15 protein-coding genes, 2 tRNA genes and 2 pseudogenes are annotated in these 20,160 nt (G+C 56.4%); 9 read left to right on the plus strand and 10 right to left on the minus strand.

Annotation, left to right across the window (positions count from 1 at the left end):
- Nucleotides 1–128: 128 nt before the first annotated feature.
- The gene (locus F3J31_RS03920; protein ID WP_167211432.1) at nucleotides 129–1,061 is read left to right on the plus strand and encodes a LysR family transcriptional regulator; all 933 of its coding nucleotides are present in this window, start codon (nucleotides 129–131) and stop codon (nucleotides 1,059–1,061) included.
- Between the two features lie 73 nt (nucleotides 1,062–1,134).
- Here F3J31_RS03920 and F3J31_RS03925 read toward each other — a convergent pair whose 3' ends face one another.
- From F3J31_RS03925 to F3J31_RS03935, 3 genes and pseudogenes are all read right to left on the minus strand, one after another.
- Entirely contained in the window at nucleotides 1,135–1,437 is a 303-nt protein-coding gene (locus F3J31_RS03925; RefSeq protein WP_167211435.1) for an XRE family transcriptional regulator, read from the minus strand.
- Entirely contained in the window at nucleotides 1,421–1,795 is a 375-nt protein-coding gene (locus tag F3J31_RS03930; RefSeq protein ID WP_069718932.1) for a type II toxin-antitoxin system RelE/ParE family toxin, read from the minus strand. Before F3J31_RS03930 ends, F3J31_RS03925 begins: the two co-directional genes overlap by 17 nt.
- A gap of 179 nt (nucleotides 1,796–1,974) precedes the next feature.
- Nucleotides 1,975–2,112: pseudogene (locus F3J31_RS03935) on the minus strand (transcriptional regulator); the annotation flags it as partial.
- Between F3J31_RS03935 and F3J31_RS23380 the strand changes: the two are divergent.
- Nucleotides 2,105–2,317: pseudogene (locus F3J31_RS23380) on the plus strand (glutathione S-transferase); the annotation flags it as partial. The pseudogenes F3J31_RS03935 and F3J31_RS23380 sit on opposite strands and share 8 nt — an antisense overlap.
- A gap of 22 nt (nucleotides 2,318–2,339) precedes the next feature.
- Here the strand turns inward: F3J31_RS23380 and cbl are convergent.
- On the minus strand, nucleotides 2,340–3,290 hold the full coding sequence (cbl, locus tag F3J31_RS03940) for an HTH-type transcriptional regulator Cbl (RefSeq protein WP_028013741.1): 951 nt from the start codon (nucleotides 3,288–3,290) through the stop codon (nucleotides 2,340–2,342).
- Nucleotides 3,291–3,386: 96 nt separating this feature from the next.
- A complete protein-coding gene (gene nac, locus F3J31_RS03945) occupies nucleotides 3,387–4,304 on the minus strand; it encodes a nitrogen assimilation transcriptional regulator NAC (protein ID WP_045908128.1) in 918 nt (305 codons plus the stop codon).
- Nucleotides 4,305–4,624: 320 nt separating this feature from the next.
- Here nac and F3J31_RS03950 point away from each other — a divergent pair.
- Nucleotides 4,625–4,700, plus strand: a tRNA-Asn gene (locus F3J31_RS03950).
- A gap of 134 nt (nucleotides 4,701–4,834) precedes the next feature.
- Here the strand turns inward: F3J31_RS03950 and ldtA are convergent.
- The 3 genes from ldtA to F3J31_RS03965 all read right to left on the minus strand — a co-directional run bounded on the left by ldtA (nucleotide 4,835) and on the right by F3J31_RS03965 (nucleotide 8,965).
- Nucleotides 4,835–5,731, minus strand: a complete 897-nt coding sequence (gene ldtA / locus F3J31_RS03955; protein ID WP_167211439.1) for a L,D-transpeptidase — start codon at nucleotides 5,729–5,731, stop codon at nucleotides 4,835–4,837.
- 61 nt (nucleotides 5,732–5,792) lie between these two features.
- Nucleotides 5,793–8,486 (minus strand): cation-transporting P-type ATPase, encoded by a 2,694-nt coding sequence (locus F3J31_RS03960; RefSeq protein WP_167211442.1) that lies wholly within the window; start codon nucleotides 8,484–8,486, stop codon nucleotides 5,793–5,795.
- Between the two features lie 47 nt (nucleotides 8,487–8,533).
- Complete coding sequence (locus F3J31_RS03965; RefSeq protein WP_028019628.1) at nucleotides 8,534–8,965, minus strand: universal stress protein; 432 nt, start codon at nucleotides 8,963–8,965, stop codon at nucleotides 8,534–8,536.
- A gap of 396 nt (nucleotides 8,966–9,361) precedes the next feature.
- Here F3J31_RS03965 and F3J31_RS03970 point away from each other — a divergent pair, with 396 nt between their 5' ends.
- Genes F3J31_RS03970 through F3J31_RS03980 form a run of 3 tightly spaced genes read left to right on the plus strand, consistent with a single transcriptional unit; the run spans nucleotide 9,362 to nucleotide 14,471 of the window.
- Complete coding sequence (locus F3J31_RS03970; RefSeq protein ID WP_167211445.1) at nucleotides 9,362–10,447, plus strand: efflux RND transporter periplasmic adaptor subunit; 1,086 nt, start codon at nucleotides 9,362–9,364, stop codon at nucleotides 10,445–10,447.
- Nucleotides 10,447–13,509 (plus strand): efflux RND transporter permease subunit, encoded by a 3,063-nt coding sequence (locus tag F3J31_RS03975; RefSeq protein WP_167211448.1) that lies wholly within the window; start codon nucleotides 10,447–10,449, stop codon nucleotides 13,507–13,509. Before F3J31_RS03970 ends, F3J31_RS03975 begins: the two co-directional genes overlap by 1 nt.
- Entirely contained in the window at nucleotides 13,506–14,471 is a 966-nt protein-coding gene (locus F3J31_RS03980; RefSeq protein WP_048029361.1) for an acyltransferase family protein, read from the plus strand. Before F3J31_RS03975 ends, F3J31_RS03980 begins: the two co-directional genes overlap by 4 nt.
- On the opposite strand, the gene pagP is transcribed toward F3J31_RS03980, so the two are convergent.
- Nucleotides 14,468–15,043, minus strand: a complete 576-nt coding sequence (gene pagP / locus F3J31_RS03985) for a lipid IV(A) palmitoyltransferase PagP (RefSeq protein ID WP_045908122.1) — start codon at nucleotides 15,041–15,043, stop codon at nucleotides 14,468–14,470. The genes F3J31_RS03980 and pagP overlap by 4 nt on opposite strands.
- A 256-nt stretch (nucleotides 15,044–15,299) precedes the next feature.
- Between pagP and shiA the strand changes: the two genes are divergently transcribed.
- The 3 genes from shiA to F3J31_RS04000 all read left to right on the plus strand — a co-directional run bounded on the left by shiA (nucleotide 15,300) and on the right by F3J31_RS04000 (nucleotide 19,935).
- Nucleotides 15,300–16,616: a shikimate transporter gene (shiA, locus tag F3J31_RS03990; RefSeq protein ID WP_063622047.1), complete on the plus strand. Its 1,317-nt coding sequence runs from the start codon at nucleotides 15,300–15,302 to the stop codon at nucleotides 16,614–16,616.
- A gap of 73 nt (nucleotides 16,617–16,689) precedes the next feature.
- Complete coding sequence (locus tag F3J31_RS03995) at nucleotides 16,690–18,144, plus strand: AMP nucleosidase (protein ID WP_063622048.1); 1,455 nt, start codon at nucleotides 16,690–16,692, stop codon at nucleotides 18,142–18,144.
- An 18-nt stretch (nucleotides 18,145–18,162) separates the two neighbouring features.
- A complete protein-coding gene (locus F3J31_RS04000; protein ID WP_167211451.1) occupies nucleotides 18,163–19,935 on the plus strand; it encodes an aminopeptidase P family protein in 1,773 nt (590 codons plus the stop codon).
- A 145-nt stretch (nucleotides 19,936–20,080) separates the two neighbouring features.
- Here F3J31_RS04000 and F3J31_RS04005 read toward each other — a convergent pair.
- A tRNA-Asn gene (locus tag F3J31_RS04005) sits at nucleotides 20,081–20,156 on the minus strand.
- Nucleotides 20,157–20,160: the final 4 nt, after the last annotated feature.

Genomic DNA, 20,160 nt, shown 5'->3' on the forward strand with positions numbered 1-20,160 from the left:
CAATAGGGCGAAATCTGCCCGGTGAACATAAAGACACTTTACAGGTGCAGGTTCTGGCGGATAAACAAGCGACTTTGTCCATCATTGTTTGTAATATCCAAACAATCGGTGAAAAGAGAGGACAAGTGATGGATCGTTTCGATGCGATGCGCGCCTTTGCTCGCGTGGTGGAGGCAGGCAGTTTCACAAAGGCTGCCCAAACGCTTCATATGAGCAAAACCACGGTGACGCAGCTTATTCAGCAACTGGAAGCGCGCCTGCGCGTCAAATTGCTCCATCGCACCACCCGCAGGCTCGGCGTCACTCCCGATGGCGCGATCTACTACGAGCGCGTCATCCGCCTGCTGGCGGACATGGAAGATGCTGAAAACAGCCTGTCCAGTGCGACGATGATCCCCAGGGGACGCCTGCGGATAGATGTGCCCACTCCTCTCGCCCGCCTGGTGCTGGTGCCCGCGCTACCGGCTTTCCATGCACGCTACCCGGATATTCAGTTCGATATGGGCGTGAGCGACCGGGTGGTGGATCTGATCGGCGACAACGTGGATTGCGTCCTGCGCGGTGGCGAAATCAACGACCAGTCCCTGATCGCGCGCCATGTCGGCGATTTGCAAATCGGTGTTTACGTCGCACCGAGCTATGTGGAACGCCTTGGCGCCCCTGCGCATCCGCGTGAGCTGGAAAACACCGACCATCGCATAGTGGGATTCTTATCCTCACGCACCGGTAAGATTGATCCTCTGGTACTGCACAGCGAGAGTGAACATATTGAAATCAAGGGCAGCTACGTGCTTGCAGTGGATGATGGCAATGCTTACCTCGAAGCTGGGTTAGCGGGATTAGGCGTAATTGCGCTACCCGTCTATATGGCAGAAGCGCATCAGGCTTGTGGTTCCTTGATTCGGCTGTTCGAACCTTGGCGTATTAACCCAATGCCCCTGTACCTGGCATTTCCGCCTAACCGCCATGTCAACGCCAGACTGCGCGTTTTTATTGATTGGATCGTTGAATTAATGCAGCAGCATGTCCCCAACACCAATAGAAAGGGAAATGAGATTTAGCTTATTTATTCGCCCGTTACTGGCAAAGGCGCTCCCGGTCAGAGGAGCTAAATTTGAAAAAGCTGCTTTTGCCCTACAGCACAAACTCATAGTGCGAGCCATCCGGCAGCTCAACGTCAAGCTTAAGCTTTCCACCCGCTGCCTCAACGTAGCGCTTAAGTGAAGAGAGTTTCAGATCGCGCCCTGGCTTTTCCATAACCGCGACGGTGGGCTGCCTGATGCCCAGCGCCTGCGCCATTTCAACCTGCGTTTTTTGCACCTTTTCACGTAGCTCTGCCAGGTGAATGTTAAGCAAAATGTCGGCCGCCATTGCCTGAGCGCTGGCAACAACATCCGGTTTTTCATCCGCTATAAGCTGCTCAAGGTTTCTGCCCATCGCGCAACGTCCTCTCTTTTAATGTATTCAACCAGTGAGTGAATTCCCGGTCAGCCACCAGAAGCATCTCATCGTAAAATCGTCTTTCGTTGCCGGCCTTGTTGCCAGCACAAAGCACAATGCCGGTTCGATTTGGGTCAAACGCGAAAAATGCCCGCAACGGATCGCCCTTACTCTGAATGCGCAGCTCTTTCATGTTACTGTGACGAGAGCCTTTAAGCGTATCGGCATAGGGTCTCGACAAAGCCGGCCCCTTTTCTCGCAAAACAAGCAGTGCTGCCAGCACGCAGGCTCGGTCAGTATCGTCAAGTGAACGAAACCAGCAATCAAACCTGTCCGTCGTGTTAATTGTCCACACACTTCCTCCGTGAAATATAGATCAAAAGCTATATAGCCGTAAAGCTATAGCAGCAATTATCCTGAGAGAATGTGCATGATTCATGTGTTTTTACGCGAAAGCTGAAGACGTGCAGGAGTATTTCGATGAATCACCCGTCAGGCATTCACCGCATTGCGAGCAGTACCGTAAAAAAGAGTTCAGAACTCCGTGAGCTGACGCCAGGCCGCCACTTCCTCATCCAGCCACTCGACAAAGAGAGCCACCTCCGGCTTCGCCTCCGTTAACTGCGAAGTCACCAGCCAGTAAGGCCAGGGATACGGCGCAGTGAAAGGGGTACAAAATGTGTATGAGCACAACCTACGCCCGGAAGAAAAGCAGCACGGTGCCTGGGTCGATCGCATTACAGTCCAGCTGCTGGCGGCCTGCAGGGAATGGAATGCGCTGCTAAAGACGCGTCCGACCACCTACGCTCCCGATCGGGTTGCCGTCACCAGTACGGTTATCGGGACGTTTATTCAGTCAATGAGCCCGGTCAGCGCAGCGCCACCGGGCAAACCCGCACCTAAATCTGATAATCAATCGCCACTTCTTCCGGCTCCATCACCTGACGTTTAATCTCATCCACCGACAGCCCGGCGTTGCAGAGTTCGATAAAGCGCCACACATAGTTGCGCTGTAGCTGCCCGCGCTTCAGGCCGAGCCAGACGGTGTTGGCGTCAAACAGATGACGCGTGTCAAGACGCACCAGGTTCCCATCTTCGCGTTCCCCACTGGACTGTTCCGCCACCAGGCCAATGCCCAGCCCCAGTTCGACGTAGGTTTTGATCACGTCAGAATCCTGCGCGCTCAGCACGATGTCCGGCGTTAACCCTTTGCGGTTGAAGGCTTCATCAATACGCGAGCGTCCGGTGATCCCCTGGCGGTAGGTAATGAGTGGCCATTTCGCAATGTCTTCCAGCGTCAGGGGAGAAACCTGATTCAGCGGATGATCGACCGGAAGTAATAAGCTGTGGTACCAGCGGAACCAGGGGAAAGCCACCAGCAGCGGATCGTTGCTCAGGCGTTCGCTGGCAATGCCGATATCCGCACCACCGTTTTGCAGCAGCACTTCAATTTCCTGCGGCGTGCCCTGGATAAGCTCCAGACGGACGTCAGGGAAAAGTTCGCGGAACGCTTTAATCACCGGCGGCAGGCTGTAGCGCGCCTGGGTGTGGGTGGTGGCAATGGTAAGCACGCCCGAGGCGTCATTGGTGAAGAGATCCGCCAGGCGACGCACGTTGCTGGCCTCGTTGAGGATCCGCTCAGCGATGGTGAGCAAAGCCTTACCCGGCTCCGTCATGCCGAGCAGCCGCTTGCCGCGACGGATAAAGATCTCTATGCCCAGTTCCTCTTCCAGCTCGCGGATATGGCGGCTGACGCCGGACTGGGAGGTATAAAGCATATTGGCGACCTCGGTCAGGTTGTAGTCCCGCCTGGCCGCCTCACGGATAATTTTAAGTTGCTGGAAATTCACGATTCACTCCGGCGCATCTGACATAGCTCTATTGTTAGAGTCAGCCGAGCTGCAGAACAAATAATAAAAACCAGCATCTTATGCTTTTATGGAATATCAGCTCACGAGCTGGAGTTCGCGGTTCTCAAGCGATGGCTTGCTGACCAGCGACATCAAAATCTCTTTTACCGCCTGCGCCTGTGGCGACAGCGAACCGCGTGCGGACATGTTCAGCGACAGCGGCAGGCTCATGGAAGGCGTGGTGATCCGCGCCATCCAGCCGTTTGCCGCACTGCACAGCGAGCGTGCTGCGGATTCCGGCAGAACGGTCACCCCCATGCCGCTGGCAATGGCTGCGGTCAGCGTGGAGATCGAGTCGATTTCGCCGATGATTTTGGCCGTCAGGCGGCGCAGGGAAAACGCTTCGTCCACGCGCACGCGCACAGCGCTGTAGTCGCGCGGCAGATAGAGGTTCATTTCTGCCACGGCGGTAAGGTCGACGCTCTGGCCCGGGCAGTCGCGGGTGCCCACGAGGTAGAGATCTTCTTTCAGCAGCGGCTGGCTGGTGATCCCGGCAACCGGGGAGCGATCGTAAAGGACCGCCATGTCCAGCTGGCCACTGAGCAGTTTATCATTCAGGACAGAACCGCTGTTTTCGTGCAGATAGACCAGCACTTCAGGCAGCTCAGCGCGGACGGCCTGCAGCAGCGGCATGGTTATGGACGATGCCGCCGTTCCCGGCGCCAGCCCGATGGACACGTGCCCGCTCAGGGTCTGCCCCACGTTATTTACCGCCAGTTGCGCCTGTTCACACTGGCGAAGAATGGTGCGCGCATGGGTATACAGGATCTTACCGGCTTCCGTTGGCGTGACGCCGCGTTTGGTGCGGATCAACAGCTGCTGATCCATCTCGCCTTCCAGAGTAGCCACCTGCTGGCTCAGCGCAGGCTGCGCGATATGCAGCACTTCTGCCGCTTGAGTCAGGCTGCCGATATCGACGATTTTTACGAAGTATTTCAGTCGTCTTAAGTTCATTTTGCCCCCTGTTCGAAATGCTGTGCCGGAACCGGCTGTCGTTGTTGAACAGGTTTTGCAATATGAATGCCACTTTTTCCAGGCGGTCTGAATTGGGCACTAAGCGCCTGAAAATAAGGAAACCTAATCATGGAGGGGGGTTTTATTACCGAAACAGCAGTTTATGATCTGCCCCATTAGAGGTATACCCGCACCAAAGCGGTGCATTCCGCTGTCAAAAACATCACTTTGCCGATTTTGTCAGCAAACGATCAAAAGGCGGCGCTCCACCCTTTGACAAGGTGAACGCAGGTCGATAATATGCGCCCCGTTCACACGATTCCTCTGTAGTTCAGTCGGTAGAACGGCGGACTGTTAATCCGTATGTCACTGGTTCGAGTCCAGTCAGAGGAGCCAAATTTGAAAAGCCTGCTTTTAAAGCAGGCTTTTTGCTTTTCTGCGTCGGGTAAAATTATCGGGTGGCGGCTTCGCCTTACCCGACCTACAGGACTGTAGGCCCGGTAAGCGCAGCGCCACCGGGCAACACAGCCTCAATAAGCAAGCTTCACCGGCATCCCTGACCGCCGTTCCAGTTCGGCTCCCGCCCCCTCGTTTATCAACTGCGTCCGCTGCGCGGCTGACATTGGCAGAGGCACTTTCCGGGTCGATTCAAACTCCGCACGGTTACGTGATAATGGCTCGTGAACCTCCACCCAGCGGTTGCCGTCCGGTTCCGTGGTGACTTTAACGGGCCGATCGATAAGCTGTACGCGGGTTCCAACGGGGACATTATCGAAAAGGTATTTGATGTCATTATTGCGCAGACGAATACAGCCCTGACTCACCCGCAGTCCAATGCCGAAATTCGAGTTTGTGCCGTGTATGGCATACAGCCTGCCAATATAGATCGCATACAACCCCATCGGGTTATCCGGTCCGGCGGGCACGAAGGCAGGCAGCGTTTTTCCCTCTGCCGCATAGGCACGACGCGTATTCGGTGTCGGAGACCAGGTTGGCCCCACCTGCTTACGTTCAACCGCCGTTACCCAGTTACGCGGGGTTTCGCGCCCGGCCTGACCGATGCCGATGGGCAGCACTTCAACGGTATTGCTGCCCGGTGGATAATAGTAGAGACGCATTTCCGCCACGTTAACGACAATCCCCTCGCGGACGGTGTCGGGCAAAATCAGCTGCTGAGGAATCACCAGCCGGGTGCCGGATTTGGGCAAGAAAGGATCCACCCCCGGGTTCGCTTCCAGCATATTGCTTAGCCCCTGCCCGTACTGCGCGGCAAAGGCCTCAAGCGGTAACGTATTGCGCTCGGGAACGGTGATGATAATCGGGGTTCCCACCAGACGACTGCCTTCCGGCGGTAAGGTATAGGTTACGGCAAACGCGCCGGGAACAGCGGCACACAGCGTAAGGACGAACCAGGTAAATCGCATCATAATTTCCTGTGCTCAAAAAAGAGAAAGCCTGGACTCAGGCAGGCTTTCTCAGTTTACGCTATTACGCCTCAGTTTTGCGCCATCTGCGCGTCAGCACTTTTTCCGCCTCGACAATAAGGAACATCACAAAACCAATCAGGAAGGTGATGACCCAGTAGCGGAACGGCAGTGCTTCGGTGCCAAACAGCATCTGCATGAACGGTGCGTAAATGATAAGAAGTTGTAGCGCCAGCAGTACACCGCTCACGATCCAAATCCCTTTATTCGCCAGCAGGCCTTTGCTCAGCGAGAAGCCGTCATTAACGCGGCAGTTAAGCATGTAAAACCACTGCGCGGTCACCAGGGTTTGCAGCAGCACGGTGCGGATAAATTCCGCTGAGTAACCGCGCGGCTGTAGCCAGGCTTCCAGCACGAAAGCGCTGATGGCAATCATCAGACCGACAAACACCACGCGCCAGATGGCATAGCCGTCCATCACATGCAGATTCGCCTTACGCGGTGGCCGGTTCATGATGTCCTTCTCACCCGCTTCAAACGCCAGGCCAAACGACAGCGTTGCCGACGTCGCCATGTTCATCCACAGGATCAGCACCGGGGTCAGCGGGATCAGGTTCCCCGCCAGCAGCGCGATGATGATTAGCAGGGCCTGCGCAATGTTGCTCGGGATAACGAAGAGAATCGTTTTTTTCAGGTTATCGTAAACACGACGCCCCTCGTGCACCGCACTGGCAATGGTGGCAAAGTTGTCATCCGTTAACACCATGTCGGCGGCTTCCTTGGTGACCTCTGTCCCCTTAATCCCCATGGCGATACCCACATCCGCCCGTTTGAGCGCCGGGGCATCATTTACACCATCCCCGGTCATGCCCACCACTTCCTGTTTACTTTGCAGGGCCTGCACGAGGCGGAATTTATCCTCCGGGCTGGTTCGGGCGAAAATATCGTACTGCTGCGCGGCGTCGCTCAGCTGACGGTCGTCCATCGCCTCCAGCTCGCGTCCGGTGATAGCGCTTGCAGCGTTACCAATCCCCAGCATTTGCCCAATGCTCATGGCCGTTTGCGGGTGGTCGCCGGTGATCATTTTTACGCGAATTCCGGCCTGCAGACAGTCGGCAATCGCGGTAATGGCCTCCGGACGCGGCGGATCCATCATTCCCGCAATACCCAGCAGGATCACGCCATCACGCAGGTCCGGGTGATCCAGCTCGCGCTGTCCCTCGCGGGCAGGTTTCCAGGCCGCAGCCACCATACGCAACCCTTCCCGGGCATACTCTTCGATCTTGCCTTCCCAGTAAGGCTGATCGAACGGCTGCAGTCCGTCATTCGTCTGCTGGTACTGGCAGAGGCGGAACAGGACGTCCGGCGCGCCGGTGATTAAAATCGCCTCTTCTTCACCCAGCCGGTACAGCGTGGACATGTATTTATACTGCGAATCAAACGGGATTTTACTGCGCATTTCCGTATCAAGCGCTGGGAGCGGGATTTTTGCCGCCAGCACCTTCAGGGCGCCCTCGGTCGGCCCCCCGGTGATTTTCCACAGCCCCTGCTCGTCTTTGATCAGCTGGCTGTCATTACAGAGGTCAATGGTGCGCAGGTAGCGTTCCAGCAGGGAACCCTGCGTCACGCTGACGGGCGTCGGGTCATCTACGGGGTGAATATTCCCCACCGGTTCGTAGCTGTCGCCCTCCACGCGATAGGTCGTCTCAGCGGTAATCACCGCTTTGACCGTCATTTCATTCATCGTCAGGGTGCCGGTTTTATCCGAGCAGATGACCGTCATTGCGCCCAGGGTTTCCACCGTGGGCAACTTACGAATGATGGCCTTGCGACGCGCCATGGCCTGTACGCCAAGCGAAAGGATGATGGAAATGATTGCCGGCAGGCCTTCCGGCACGGCGGCAACGGCGAGGCTGATAAGCGACAGCACCAGTTCAGAAACCGGCATATCCCGGAACAAGAGGCTGAAAACAAACAGCGCCACCATCATGACCAGGATAGTAATGAAGATGGTTTTACCGAGCTTATCCATCTGCACCATCAGCGGCGTGCGGTGCTTTTCAATGTCGGACATCATCTGATTAATGTGACCAAGCTCGGTCTCGCCCCCGGTTGCCACCACCACGCCTTTACCGCCGCCGGAGCTGACGGTGGTGCCTGAGTAAAGCAGATTATACCGGTCACCTAAAGGCAGTTCCCCGCTTAACGCATCGCTGTTTTTTTCAACAACGGTGGATTCGCCGGTCAGGATGGCCTCCTCCACGCGAAGGTTATGCGCTTCAATCACACGCAGGTCCGCAGGAATACGATCCCCGGCGCGGATCACCACGATATCACCCGGGACCAGCGACGTGGTGGGGATCGTTTCATGATTCCCCTGTCGTACCACCACGGCTTCGCTGGAGAGCATATTGCGAATACTCTGCAACGATTTTTCAGCATTGCTCTCCTGGATATGGCCAATCAGCGCGTTAATGATGGCAACCCCCAGGATCACGAACATGTCTACCCAGTGGCCCATAAAGAGCTTAAGCAACGCGGCCACCAGCAAAACGTAAATTAATACATCGTTAAAATGCGCCAGGAAGCGCAGCCAGGCGGGTTTGCCCTTTTTTTGCGGCAAAGCATTCTCACCATGCTGCTGAAGTCGGGCTGATGCCTCAGTGCCGCTAAGTCCTTCCAGAGTGGAGTGGATATTCGACAGGGTTTCGTCAACGGTTTGTTGATAATATGGACGTTCAGATTTTCCTGTTTTCATCGTTCCTTCCTCAGGTTCTATTCAGAAATCACCTTGCTTTCATGTAATTAACGAATAACGAAAACAGGAACATGGGCGTAACGGACAATACTTGCCGCCTCCGATCCTAACAAATGGGTTTGAATATTTGGATTTCGAGAGCCGACAATAATCGCGCCAGCAGCAAGTTCATCCGCCAGCTTAATAACCTCATCACGAACATTTCCGCTACGAACATGGAGATGAACCCGCTCTTCTGGCAGATTCAATTTTTTGACCAGGTCAGACAGTTTTTCTTTCGAGTTATTAATCATATATTCATCCATCTTGCGCGCATCTGAAATAAAACCGCGCGTCAGTTCGGCTGAAAATTTGGGCATGACGTGCAGCAAATGAATGTCACCCGATGCGCTTTGCGCCAGAAACTGTGCATGTTGCAACGCTTTATCCGCCAGGCTTGTCTCGTAGACGTCCACCGGAACGAGAATGTTTTTATACATATCGAGCATCCTTTTTATAACCAACATGAGAGTGAATGAAGCATAAAAACGCATTAAATGCAGGGGGTTGCCCTTAATGCCAGTTACGGTAAAAAGAGATGAATAATATTAAACGTAGCACAGGAATATCAGGTTTAGCGCTTCCCCACTGCTAATGGTTATTTAACATTTATCTTTTCGCCGACTATGCTCATAGTTAGCCACCGCTTCCGGCTCATGGAGGAATGTATGTATGGTATAAGCCTGATCCGACTGGGTATGTTTATTGCGCTTGCCATTATCGCCAGCACGGCGATTGGTTTATTTACCTATATGGTCGTCACTGTTCTGGCAGAATAGTGTCACCCCTGTCCAGGTTATGGAATAAATAAAACAGTTATTTATTAGGGGAATACAGTGAACCGCTACCTCTCTCTTTTACCGTTCGTTTTGTTAACGCTCACAGCGTGCGACCCGGAACCCAAAGACGTCTCCCCCCTGCCCAGGATGGTAAAAGTAGCGGAGGTGACGGTTCCCGGTAACGCCCAGCAGCGCGTTTTTCCCGCCCGCATTGAATCGGGCGATGCCACAGACCTTTCCTTCAAGCGCGCTGGTCAAATTGAAGCGCTCGATGTGCGTCAGGGCGCAGTCATCAAGCAGGGTCAACAGCTTGCAAGATTGAATGCCCGTGAAGCCCAGCAGCGGGTTAATGACAGACAAACGGCGGCGACGCTGGCCCAGAGGCAATTCGATCGTTTCCAGACGCTGGCGGGCCGCCAGGCGATTTCGAAAGCCGAAATGGACGTGCAGCGTGCGAACCGCGATTCGGCGAATGCGGCGCTACAGATCGCCCGAGAAGAGTTGAATCAAATGACGCTTGTCGCCCCCTTCAGCGGGACGGTGGCCAGCGTACATGTCCGAAACCATCAGGTGGTGTCTGCCGGTCAGCCCATCGCGACGTTAACCCGCACCGATCTGCTTGACGTGGTGTTCAGCATCCCTGAAAACTTGTTTAAGACCTTTGATATTCGCAACGCGCAGTATCGCCCGGTAGTGAGAATTAACGCCATTCCGGATCGGGAATTTACCGCCGTTTATAAAGAACACTCGGGCAGCAGCGACAGTAATACCCTGACCTGGCAGGTAATACTGACCATGCCGCGGCCAGATGATTTTCCCGCCGTCGGTGGCGTAAGCGGTACGGTTACCATTAATTTAACCAACCTCCCGGCTGGCGCGGGCACTCAGGCGCTGGTCGTACCGGTTGAGGCAGTCTTTAACCCGGACAACAGCCCGCGCAATGAGCCGCACGTCTGGGTTGTGGCGGGAGAAGGCGACACGCTCCATCTTGAAGACCGCAAGGTCAGCGTGGGGCAAGTGATTACCGAAGGCGTGGTGATCACCAGCGGGCTTAAGGCGGGTGAGCGCGTGGTAGCCGCAGGCGTTGGGGAGCTGCATGCTAACCAGCCGGTGCGTATCTGGACGCGTGAACGGGGACTGTAATGGATATCTCTCGTCAATTTATTAATAACCCTGTTCGCGTCTGGCTAACGATTCTGCTGCTGGGCATCGGGGGTATTTTCGCGCTGTTGAATATCGGCAGGCTGGAAGATCCCGCCTTTACCATCAAAACCGCAGTGGTGGTCACTCACTACCCCGGCGCATCCGCTCAGCAGGTCGAAGAAGAGGTGACGCTGCCGCTGGAGAATGCCCTTCAGCAGCTGCCTTATCTGGACAACGTGAGCTCCATCTCTTCAAACGGTTTGTCACAAATCACCGTTAACATCGCGTCACGCTATCACTCAAACGAACTGCCGCAGATTTGGGATGAACTGCGCCGCCGCGTGGGCGACGCCTCGCGTCAGTTCCCGCCCGGCGTCGTCACGCCCTTTGTGAATGACGATTTCGGCGACGTGTTCGGCTTCTTCTTCGCCATTTCCGGGGATGAATTCAGTAATCCTGAACTGGTGAGATACGCGGAGCAGCTGCGCCGCGAGTTGATTCTGGTCCCCGGGGTCGCGAAGGTTGCCATCGGCGGAGCGATAAGCCAACAGGTCAATATCGATATTTCCCTGACCAAAATGGCCGCGCGCGGCATTACCCTGAACCAGCTTTCCGCCCTGCTCAGCAGGCTTAACGTCGTTTCAAGCGCCGGAGAAATCACCTCCGGCAGCGAATCCATTCGTCTGCACCCGACCGGTGAGTTCGAGAATCTGGATGAACTGGCGGATCTCATCATCACGCCTTCCGGCACCGGGGCGGCGACGCGTCTGCGGGATATCGCCACGCTGTCGCGCGGGCTGAACGAATCGCCAGCCAGTATCTACCATGCCAACGGCAAAAAAGCCGTCACCATGGGCGTCTCGTTTATTCCCGGCGTGAACGTGATCGACGTGGGCCACGCGCTGGAGGCGAAGCTAAACCAGATGTCGACGGAAAAACCGGCAGGCATACAGATAGATCTGTTTTACGATCAGGCAGCCGAAGTGGGCCACTCTGTTAACGGTTTTATTATTAACTTCCTGATGGCGCTGGCGATTGTCATCGGCGTGCTGCTGATCTTTATGGGCGTACGCAGCGGGATCATCATCGCGTTTTCCCTCGCGCTTAACGTGCTGGGCACGCTGCTGATTATGTATCTCTGGGGCATTGAGCTACAGCGCATCTCGCTTGGGGCGCTGATTATCGCCCTTAGCATGCTGGTGGATAACGCCATCGTCATTGTCGAAGGGGTGTTGATTGCCCGACAGCAGGGCTCCCCGCTATTAACCGCCGTTAACACGATCATCCGTCGCTCCGCCCTGCCGCTGCTGGGGGCGACGGTGATCGCTATCCTTGCGTTTGCGCCTATCGGGCTGTCGCAGGATTCCACCGGGGAATACTGTAAATCCCTCTTCCAGGTGCTGCTGATTTCCCTGATGCTGAGCTGGTTCTCGGCGCTCACCCTCACCCCGGTGATGATTAAGTGGTGGTTGTTTAAAAACGACAGCGCGCCGGACACCACTGACGAGTCAGATCCTTACGACAAACGTCTCTACCGCCTCTATCAGCGCCTGCTTAACACGCTGCTGCACCATAAGGCACCGACGCTGGTAGTGATGGCCGCCCTGCTGGCCGCGTCTGTCTGGGGGTTTGGCGCGGTGCGGCAAAACTTTTTCCCGTCGTCCAATACGCCGATTTTCTTTGTCGACCTGTGGTTACCCTACGGGACCGATATCAAATGGACCGAGAAAATGACCGGTGATATTGAGAAAACCATCAAGGGCCAGCCCGGCGTGGAAACCACCGTCTCCACCATCGGTCAGGGGAGCATGCGGTTTATTCTGACCTACAGCGGACAACGGCAGTACAGCAACTATGCGCAGATCATGGTGCGCATGGATGACCAGCGTAACATTTCCCCCTTGACCCGCCACGTTGACGAGTACATCGCGCGAAACTACCCGCAGGTGAACGCCAGCACGAAACGGGTGATGTTTGGCCCTTCCGGCGACAGCGCCATTGAAGTGCGCATTAAAGGCCCGGATCCTGATACGCTGCGTCTGATTGCCAGCCAGGTGGACGATATTCTGGCGCGCGATCCGGCTACGGGGAGCGTCCGAAACGACTGGCAAAACCGCAGCAAAGTGATCCGCCCGCAGTACGTTGCCGCGCTGGGACGCGAGCTTGGCGTGGATAAACAGGACGTCGACAACGCGCTGGAGATGAATTTCTCCGGCAGCCGGGCGGGGTTGTATCGGGAAGGCAGCGACCTGCTGCCCGTGGTGGTGAGGCCCCCGGAAAGCGAAAGGCTGGATGCCAGCCACCTGAACAACGTGCTGGTGTGGAGCCAGGCGCGGCAGCAGTATATCCCGCTGAGTAACGTCGTCAGTCGCTTCTCTCTGGAGTGGGAAGATCCGCTCATTCTTCGACGCGACCGCTCGCGGGTACTGACGGTTCAGACGGACCCGGACCCGCTGACCCAGCAAACCTCCGGCGATATTCTCGCCCGCGTGAAGCCGCAGGTAGATGCCCTTCCCCTGCCACACGGCTACAGCATCGAGTGGGGGGGCGATGCGGAAAACGCCAGTGAAGCGCAGCAAGGGCTGTTCACAACGCTGCCTCTCGGGTATCTGGTGATGTTTGTCATTACGGTGCTGATGTTCAGCTCGGTAAAAAATGCCGTCGCAATCTGGCTGACCGTACCGCTGGCGTTGATTGGCGTCACACCAGGATTTTTAATTACCGGCATTCCCTTTGGCTTTATGGCGCTGATTGGTCTGCTGAGCCTGAGCGGAATGCTCATCCGCAACGGCATCGTGCTGGTGGAAGAGATCGAACAGCAGAAAACGCAAAAGGATCAGCACAGCGCGATCGTTTATGCCGCCACCTCGCGCCTGCGCCCTATCCTGCTCACCGCGTTCACGACCGTACTTGGCCTGGCTCCGCTACTGCTGGATGTTTTCTTCCAGAGCATGGCCGTTGTGATTATGTTTGGACTGGGGTTTGCTACAATCCTGACGCTACTGGTCCTCCCCGTGATCTATGCGTGTTTCCATCGTAAGGACGAAGCCAAACAACAATGAATGCGACAGGGCTGAACATTATCAAGACGCTGGGCTGTATGACGGCGGTGACCTTCTTCACCATCTACAATACCTGGGATCATTATGATTATGACTATCACTGGATCCTGGGGTTTTTAACCTTTATCTCGACGATCGCTACACCGCTGTTTTTTGTGGTCTCGGGCTATCTCGACGGACAATCCCGGCACGGCACGCGCTGGCAGCTGGGTAAAATTAAAAGTCTTGTGATTGTTTTTCTGTTCTGGATAACGATCTACTACCTGTGGGAGCCTTATCAGCGAGGGTATTTAATCCAGCCATGGTTCGTGTTCGCCTTTGTCGTGATTTACACCTTCCACCCGGCGGTAGAGTGGCTTAGCCAGCGGAGATCGCTGTTCTGCGGCGCGATTGCTGCCCTGCTGTTCTTTTCCTACGGATACGATCTGTTATCGGCGCTTTATCCTGAAACGCACGTCCTTTCTCTTTCACCGCAGTATCGGCTTTGGACGTGGCTGCTGTTTTATCTGACGGGGCAACTCTTCTGCGATCCTAAAATCGCCGAGTGGATAAGCCGCAAAAATGTAGTCCGGGCGGCGGTTATCGCCATTCCGTTTATCTATCTCTTCACCTGGTTTTACGAGCGCCACTTCTTTTTTGCCCTGTTTAAGGCCGACAGAAACGCCTTTATCCTCACCGGCTCGCAGATCTACATCCTGATTATTGCCCTGGTGATTGCGGCGAACGGCGTGCGCTTTCGCCGCAATGCTGAGTTTAAGGAGTCCATACTGGCCGCCATCAGCAAAACGATGACTGGCGTATATATTGTGCACTACTCGGTGTTTCATCTGCTGACGGCGCTGATACCGGTGACGTCACTCGGCATGAAGCTGGCGTTGATTGTACTTACGTTCGTCACCTCTGTTCTCTTCTCCATGCTGGTATTGTCTAACGCCGTGGCAAAAAAGGTGATCACCCTTTAAAAGCCTAAGCGCAGCCAGGCAAAGAGCACGTTGCCGTTGTTATAAGTCCCGGGAATATAGGTGAACTGGACGGTAACGCGCTGATAGCTGGCCGAAAAAAGCGGGAAGATGAACGGTAGCGGGACATAGTTCGCAAAATCATCTCGCGCCGTGATGCCTGCGGCGGCACCGAGCCCAAGGCGGAAATCTCTGGCATTATCCAGATACCAGCCCTTCTCCCAGCCATAGCCCATCGCGGGCTGCCATTCGTTGTGCGAGTCCTTGAACATCATCGCGAAAAGCGCGCTCCAGTTACCCTCTTCGTTATAGCGGGAAACGCCCAGCCCGCCTCCCCACGGCATTTCGTTGTACTTGTCGGTTTTTTCTTTGTCGTACATAAAGCGAGCGTGCCAGCTCAGAAACGGCAGGTACAGATCGTAACGCTGAGGCTGCGCCCAGGTTTGCGAAATGTCTTCCGTCAACGCATTCCACCAGCCGCTGATGCGTTGCTCGCCATAGACGTTGGGCTCCGCCTGAAGCGGTGCGACGAATAAAAACAGAATCATCCAGAATGCCGAAAAGGTGCGTTGCATCGTTATTCCCTCAGCTTAACTCACGCGGCGGTCACTATTACTGTAAACCATTCAGCACTTAACGAAGCCAGAAGAGGCAATTATCTCGCCGCAGGTGTGGATGAAATTTATTTATTCAGCACCTTCCGGAAAGATAAAAACGTTTTCTCAGGCGTTTTGTCGCGGTAGTCTCATAGGTTCCGTTTATATGACGGGCGCAATGTGAGTGACCTTTTCTTATACCAATAATTAAAAAATCAGTACGGACAGGACAACTATGGACTCCACCCTCATCTCCGATCGTCCCAACGAGGAGACACCTTCGCTCAATCGTGCCCGCCGCGCCGCACTCGGCAGCTTCGCGGGTGCCGTCGTCGACTGGTATGATTTTCTGCTTTACGGCATTACCGCCGCGCTGGTGTTTAACCGTGAATTCTTCCCCCAGATCAGCCCTGCGATGGGTACGCTCGCCGCGTTTGCCACCTTCGGCGTCGGCTTTCTGTTTCGCCCGCTGGGCGGGGTGATCTTCGGCCACTTCGGCGACCGCCTGGGCCGCAAGCGCATGCTGATGCTCACCGTCTGGATGATGGGGATCGCCACCGCGCTGATTGGCATTCTCCCGTCGTTTTCCGCCATTGGCTGGTGGGCCCCGGTATTGCTGGTGACGTTACGCGCCATTCAGGGCTTCGCCGTGGGCGGCGAATGGGGCGGCGCGGCGCTGTTATCCGTTGAGAGCGCGCCAAAAAATAAGAAAGCGTTTTACAGCAGCGGCGTGCAGGTCGGGTACGGCGTAGGGCTGTTGCTTTCTACAGGGCTGGTGTCGTTAATCAGCCAGCTCACCACCGACGAGCAGTTCCTGAGCTGGGGCTGGCGCATTCCGTTCATCTTCAGCATCGTGCTGGTGATTGCCGCACTGTGGATCCGTAACGGCATGGAGGAGTCCGCTGAATTCGAACAGCAGCAGCAGGAAAAACCAGCCGTCAAAAAGCGGCTGCCGGTGATGGAAGCCCTGATTCGGCACCCTGGCGCTTTTCTGAAAATTATCGCCCTGCGCCTGTGCGAGCTACTGACGATGTATATCGTCACCGCCTTTGCGCTGAACTACTCGACGCAGAATCTCGGCCTGCCCCGTGAATTGTTCCTGAATATCGGCCTGCTGGTCGGCGGGATCAGCTGTCTGACAATACCCTGCTTCGCCTGGCTGGCGGACCGGTTTGGCCGCCGTCGCGTCTACATCACCGGCGCGCTGATTGGGAGCCTCAGCGCCTGGCCATTCTTTATGGCGCTGGAGGCGCAGTCGATCTTCTGGATTGTCTTCTTTGCCATCATGCTCGCGAACATCGCTCACGATATGGTGGTCTGCGTGCAGCAGCCGATGTTTACCGAACTGTTCGGCGCCAGCTACCGCTACAGCGGCGCGGGCGTGGGGTACCAGGTCGCAAGCGTGGTCGGCGGCGGGTTTACGCCGTTTATTGCCGCCGCGCTGGTGACCTTCTCCGGCGGTAACTGGCACAGCGTGGCGGTTTATCTGCTGGCCGGTTGCCTGCTGTCGGCGGCAACGGCGCTATTGATGAAAGAGACGAGCCACCGCTGATCTCACTTTTGTTTCACAGGCGTGTGACATACTATCGGGTAGAGTCGCACACCTGTGGAACAAGGAGACAGAGATGAATAATAAGGGCTCCAGCCTGACCCCGGCTCAGGCGCTGGAAAAACTCGACGCGCTGTATGAACAGTCCGTCAACGCGCTGCGCAGCGCCATCAGCGAATATATCGAAACAGGGAAACTTCCCGACGAAAAGGCCAGAACCGCGGGCCTTTTTGTTTATCCATCGCTCTCTGTGACCTGGGACGGCAGCGCCAGCACAACACCGAAAACCCGTGCCTACGCCCGTTTTACCCACTCCGGCTGCTACAGCACCACCGTCACCCGCCCGGCCCTGTTCCGCCCGTACCTCGAAGAACAACTTACGCTGCTGTATCAGGATTACGGCGCGCACATTCACGTTGAGCCCTCGCAGCATGAAATTCCATACCCCTACGTGATTGACGGTTCGGCGTTAACCCTCGACCGTTCCATGAGCGCCGGGCTGACCCGCCACTTCCCGACGACGGAACTGTCGCAGATTGGCGATGAGACGGCCGATGGGATCTATCACCCGGCAGAATTTTCTCCCCTGTCGCACTTTGATGCTCGCCGGGTCGATTTCTCCCTGGCGCGACTGCGCCACTACACCGGCACGCCCGTCGAACATTTCCAGCCGTTCGTCCTCTTTACCAACTACACCCGCTACGTTGACGAGTTTGTCCGCTGGGGCTGCAGCCAAATCCTCGACCCGGAAAGCCCGTATATCGCGCTCTCCTGTGCGGGAGGGATCTGGATCACTGCGGAGACCGAAGCGCCCGAGCAGGCCATTTCCGACCTGGCCTGGAAAAAACATCAGATGCCCGCCTGGCACCTGATCACCGCCGACGGCCAGGGCATTACGCTGATTAACATCGGCGTGGGCCCGTCAAATGCCAAGACCATCTGCGACCATCTGGCGGTGCTGCGTCCGGACGTGTGGCTGATGATCGGCCACTGCGGCGGCCTGCGTGAAAGCCAGCTGATTGGCGACTACGTGCTCGCCCACGCCTATCTGCGTGATGACCACGTGCTGGATGCGGTGCTGCCGCCGGATATCCCAATCCCGAGCATCGCCGAAGTGCAGCGTGCGCTGTATGACGCCACCAAAGAGGTCAGCGGCATGCCGGGTGAAGAAGTTAAGCAGCGCCTGCGCACCGGTACGGTCGTCACGACGGATGACCGGAACTGGGAGCTGCGTTACTCCGCCTCCGCGCTGCGGTTCAACCTGAGCCGCGCGGTGGCCATTGATATGGAGAGCGCCACCATCGCCGCGCAGGGGTATCGCTTCCGCGTCCCGTACGGCACGCTGCTGTGCGTCTCCGATAAGCCGCTGCACGGCGAAATTAAGCTGCCCGGGCAGGCCAACCGTTTCTATGAAGGGGCGATATCCGAACATCTGCAAATTGGCATTCGCGCCATTGACCTGCTGCGGGCAGAAGGTGACCGGCTCCATTCCCGCAAGCTGCGCACCTTCAACGAGCCGCCGTTCCGCTAATAACGATAAGGAATAACCATGTCCAGCACATCTCCGCTCTCTGCCCTGCGCCACTGGCTTGAGGCCAGCCATCTCGACGGGATGATCGTCCCGCGTGCGGATGCGTGGCAGAGCGAATACTGCGCGCCCTGTGACGAAAAGCTGGCCTGGCTGACAGGCTTTGACGGCTCTGCTGGCGTCGCGCTTGTACTGAAGGATAAAGCGCTGCTGTTCGTCGACGGGCGCTATCAGGTGCAGGCCCGCGTTCAGGTCAATACGGATGAGGTTGAGATCCGCCACCTGCACAACGAGCCGCTGGCTGAATGGCTGACGGAAAACGCTGCGGCCGGGACGCGCATTGGTTTTGACCCACTGCTGATGACCCATTCAGAGTTTGAGCAACTGTCTGCCACGCCTTGCGAGCTGGTCCCGCTGAAAGCCTCGCCGTTTGACACACTATGGACTGACCGCCCTGCAGCACCGGCGGGGCTTATTCGGGAAATGCCGGTTGAATACAGCGGTGAAAGCAGCGCTGATAAACGTCAGCGCGTCGCCGCCGTGCTGGCTGCAAGCAATGCCGATTATCTCGCCGTTACCCTGCCGGATAATATCGCCTGGCTGTTAAACGTCCGTGGCGCGGATATCCCTTACAGCCCGGTACCGCTCTCTTTTGCTCTTCTGCGCCGTGACGGCCACGTTGAGTGGTTTGTTAACGACAGCAAGCTCGGCGCCCTGCCGGAAGACGTGCGCAATGCGTTTACCATTGCGCCACAGGACGCCTTTGTCGAACGCTGCCAGCAGATTGCTGCAGGAAAACGGGTGATGGTTGATGCCGATTCCGCGCCGGTCGCCCTGCGCTTTGCCATCGAACCCCGGGGAGAGATTGTCTGGCGGACCGACCCCATCACCCTGATGAAAGCCACCAAAAACCCGGTTGAGCTGGCCGGTTATCGCGCGTGTCATCACCAGGACGGCGCCGCCTGGGTCAACTTCCTGGCCTGGCTGAGCCGTGAAGTGCCGCTGCGCGAGGCGGCAGGGAATCCGCTAACAGAGCTGGAAGTTCAGACGCAGCAGTTGGCGTTCCGTCAACAGCAGCCCCGGTTCATCGAGCAGAGTTTTGCGACCATCTCCGCCTCTTCGAGCAATGCGGCGATGTGCCACTATCATTCGAGCGAGGCCAGCAACAAGCCCATCGGTCATGACCATTTTTACCTTAACGATTCCGGCGGTCAGTACGTGAATGGCACCACCGACGCCACGCGCACGCTGGCATGGGGTAAGGTCGATCCGCAGCATCGCCTGCACTACACCGCCGTGCTGAGAGGCTTCCTCTCGCTGATTACCCTGCAGTTCCCTTCCGGGACTCAGGGACATCAGCTGGATGCCTTTGCGCGTCGTCCGCTGTGGGAGATGGGACTGGATTACGATCACGGCACGGGGCATGGCGTGGGTCATCAGCTTCTTATCCATGAGAACCCGCATCGCATTGCCAAAAAGGTCAACCCGTGGCCGCTGGTGGCGGGCAATATCATGACGATTGAACCGGGATACTATCTGGGCGATAGCCACGGTATTCGTATTGAAAACCAGGTGGAGATTGTGGAGAGCCGTCCGGGGTTCTGCAGGTTTGCCTCGCTGACGCTGATCCCGATCGACTTAAGCCAGGTCGAGCTGCATTTGCTGAGCGAGCAGGAAAAGCAGTGGCTGGATGCGTATCACCAGCAGGTACGCGAGGCGCTGTCACCGCTGGTGAACAGCGATGCGCGTCCGTGGCTGGTAGAGGCGACGGCGCCGGTTCGTGTGAACGGATAGTGCGGCTTTTGCCGGGTGGCGGCTTCGCCTTACCCGGCCTACGATTCGAGGTTTTTGTAGGTCGGGTAAGGCGAAGCCGCCACCCGACAATTTTACCCGATGCAGAAAAGCAAAAAGCCTGCTTTAAAAGCAGGCTTTTTAAATTTGGCTCCTCTGACTGGACTCGAACCAGTGACATACGGATTAACAGTCCGCCGTTCTACCGACTGAACTACAGAGGAATCG

The sequence above is a fragment of the Enterobacter sp. Acro-832 genome (genome assembly GCF_011752745.1).
Classification (GTDB): Bacteria; Pseudomonadota; Gammaproteobacteria; order Enterobacterales; family Enterobacteriaceae; genus Enterobacter; species Enterobacter quasiroggenkampii.

Bases quoted from the DNA above. Each gene is read 5' to 3' on its own strand.
- F3J31_RS03980 (WP_048029361.1), top strand. From the start codon at position 13,506: ATGAATGCGACAGGGCTGAACATTATCAAGACGCTGGGCTGTATGACG.
- nac (WP_045908128.1), bottom strand. From the start codon at position 4,304: ATGAACTTAAGACGACTGAAATACTTCGTAAAAATCGTCGATATCGGC.
- ldtA (WP_167211439.1), bottom strand. From the start codon at position 5,731: ATGATGCGATTTACCTGGTTCGTCCTTACGCTGTGTGCCGCTGTTCCC.
- F3J31_RS04000 (WP_167211451.1), top strand. From the start codon at position 18,163: ATGTCCAGCACATCTCCGCTCTCTGCCCTGCGCCACTGGCTTGAGGCC.
- F3J31_RS03995 (WP_063622048.1), top strand. From the start codon at position 16,690: ATGAATAATAAGGGCTCCAGCCTGACCCCGGCTCAGGCGCTGGAAAAA.
- F3J31_RS03920 (WP_167211432.1), top strand. From the start codon at position 129: ATGGATCGTTTCGATGCGATGCGCGCCTTTGCTCGCGTGGTGGAGGCA.
- F3J31_RS03925 (WP_167211435.1), bottom strand. From the start codon at position 1,437: ATGGGCAGAAACCTTGAGCAGCTTATAGCGGATGAAAAACCGGATGTT.
- pagP (WP_045908122.1), bottom strand. From the start codon at position 15,043: ATGCAACGCACCTTTTCGGCATTCTGGATGATTCTGTTTTTATTCGTC.
- shiA (WP_063622047.1), top strand. From the start codon at position 15,300: ATGGACTCCACCCTCATCTCCGATCGTCCCAACGAGGAGACACCTTCG.
- F3J31_RS03965 (WP_028019628.1), bottom strand. From the start codon at position 8,965: ATGTATAAAAACATTCTCGTTCCGGTGGACGTCTACGAGACAAGCCTG.
- F3J31_RS03960 (WP_167211442.1), bottom strand. From the start codon at position 8,486: ATGAAAACAGGAAAATCTGAACGTCCATATTATCAACAAACCGTTGAC.
- F3J31_RS03975 (WP_167211448.1), top strand. From the start codon at position 10,447: ATGGATATCTCTCGTCAATTTATTAATAACCCTGTTCGCGTCTGGCTA.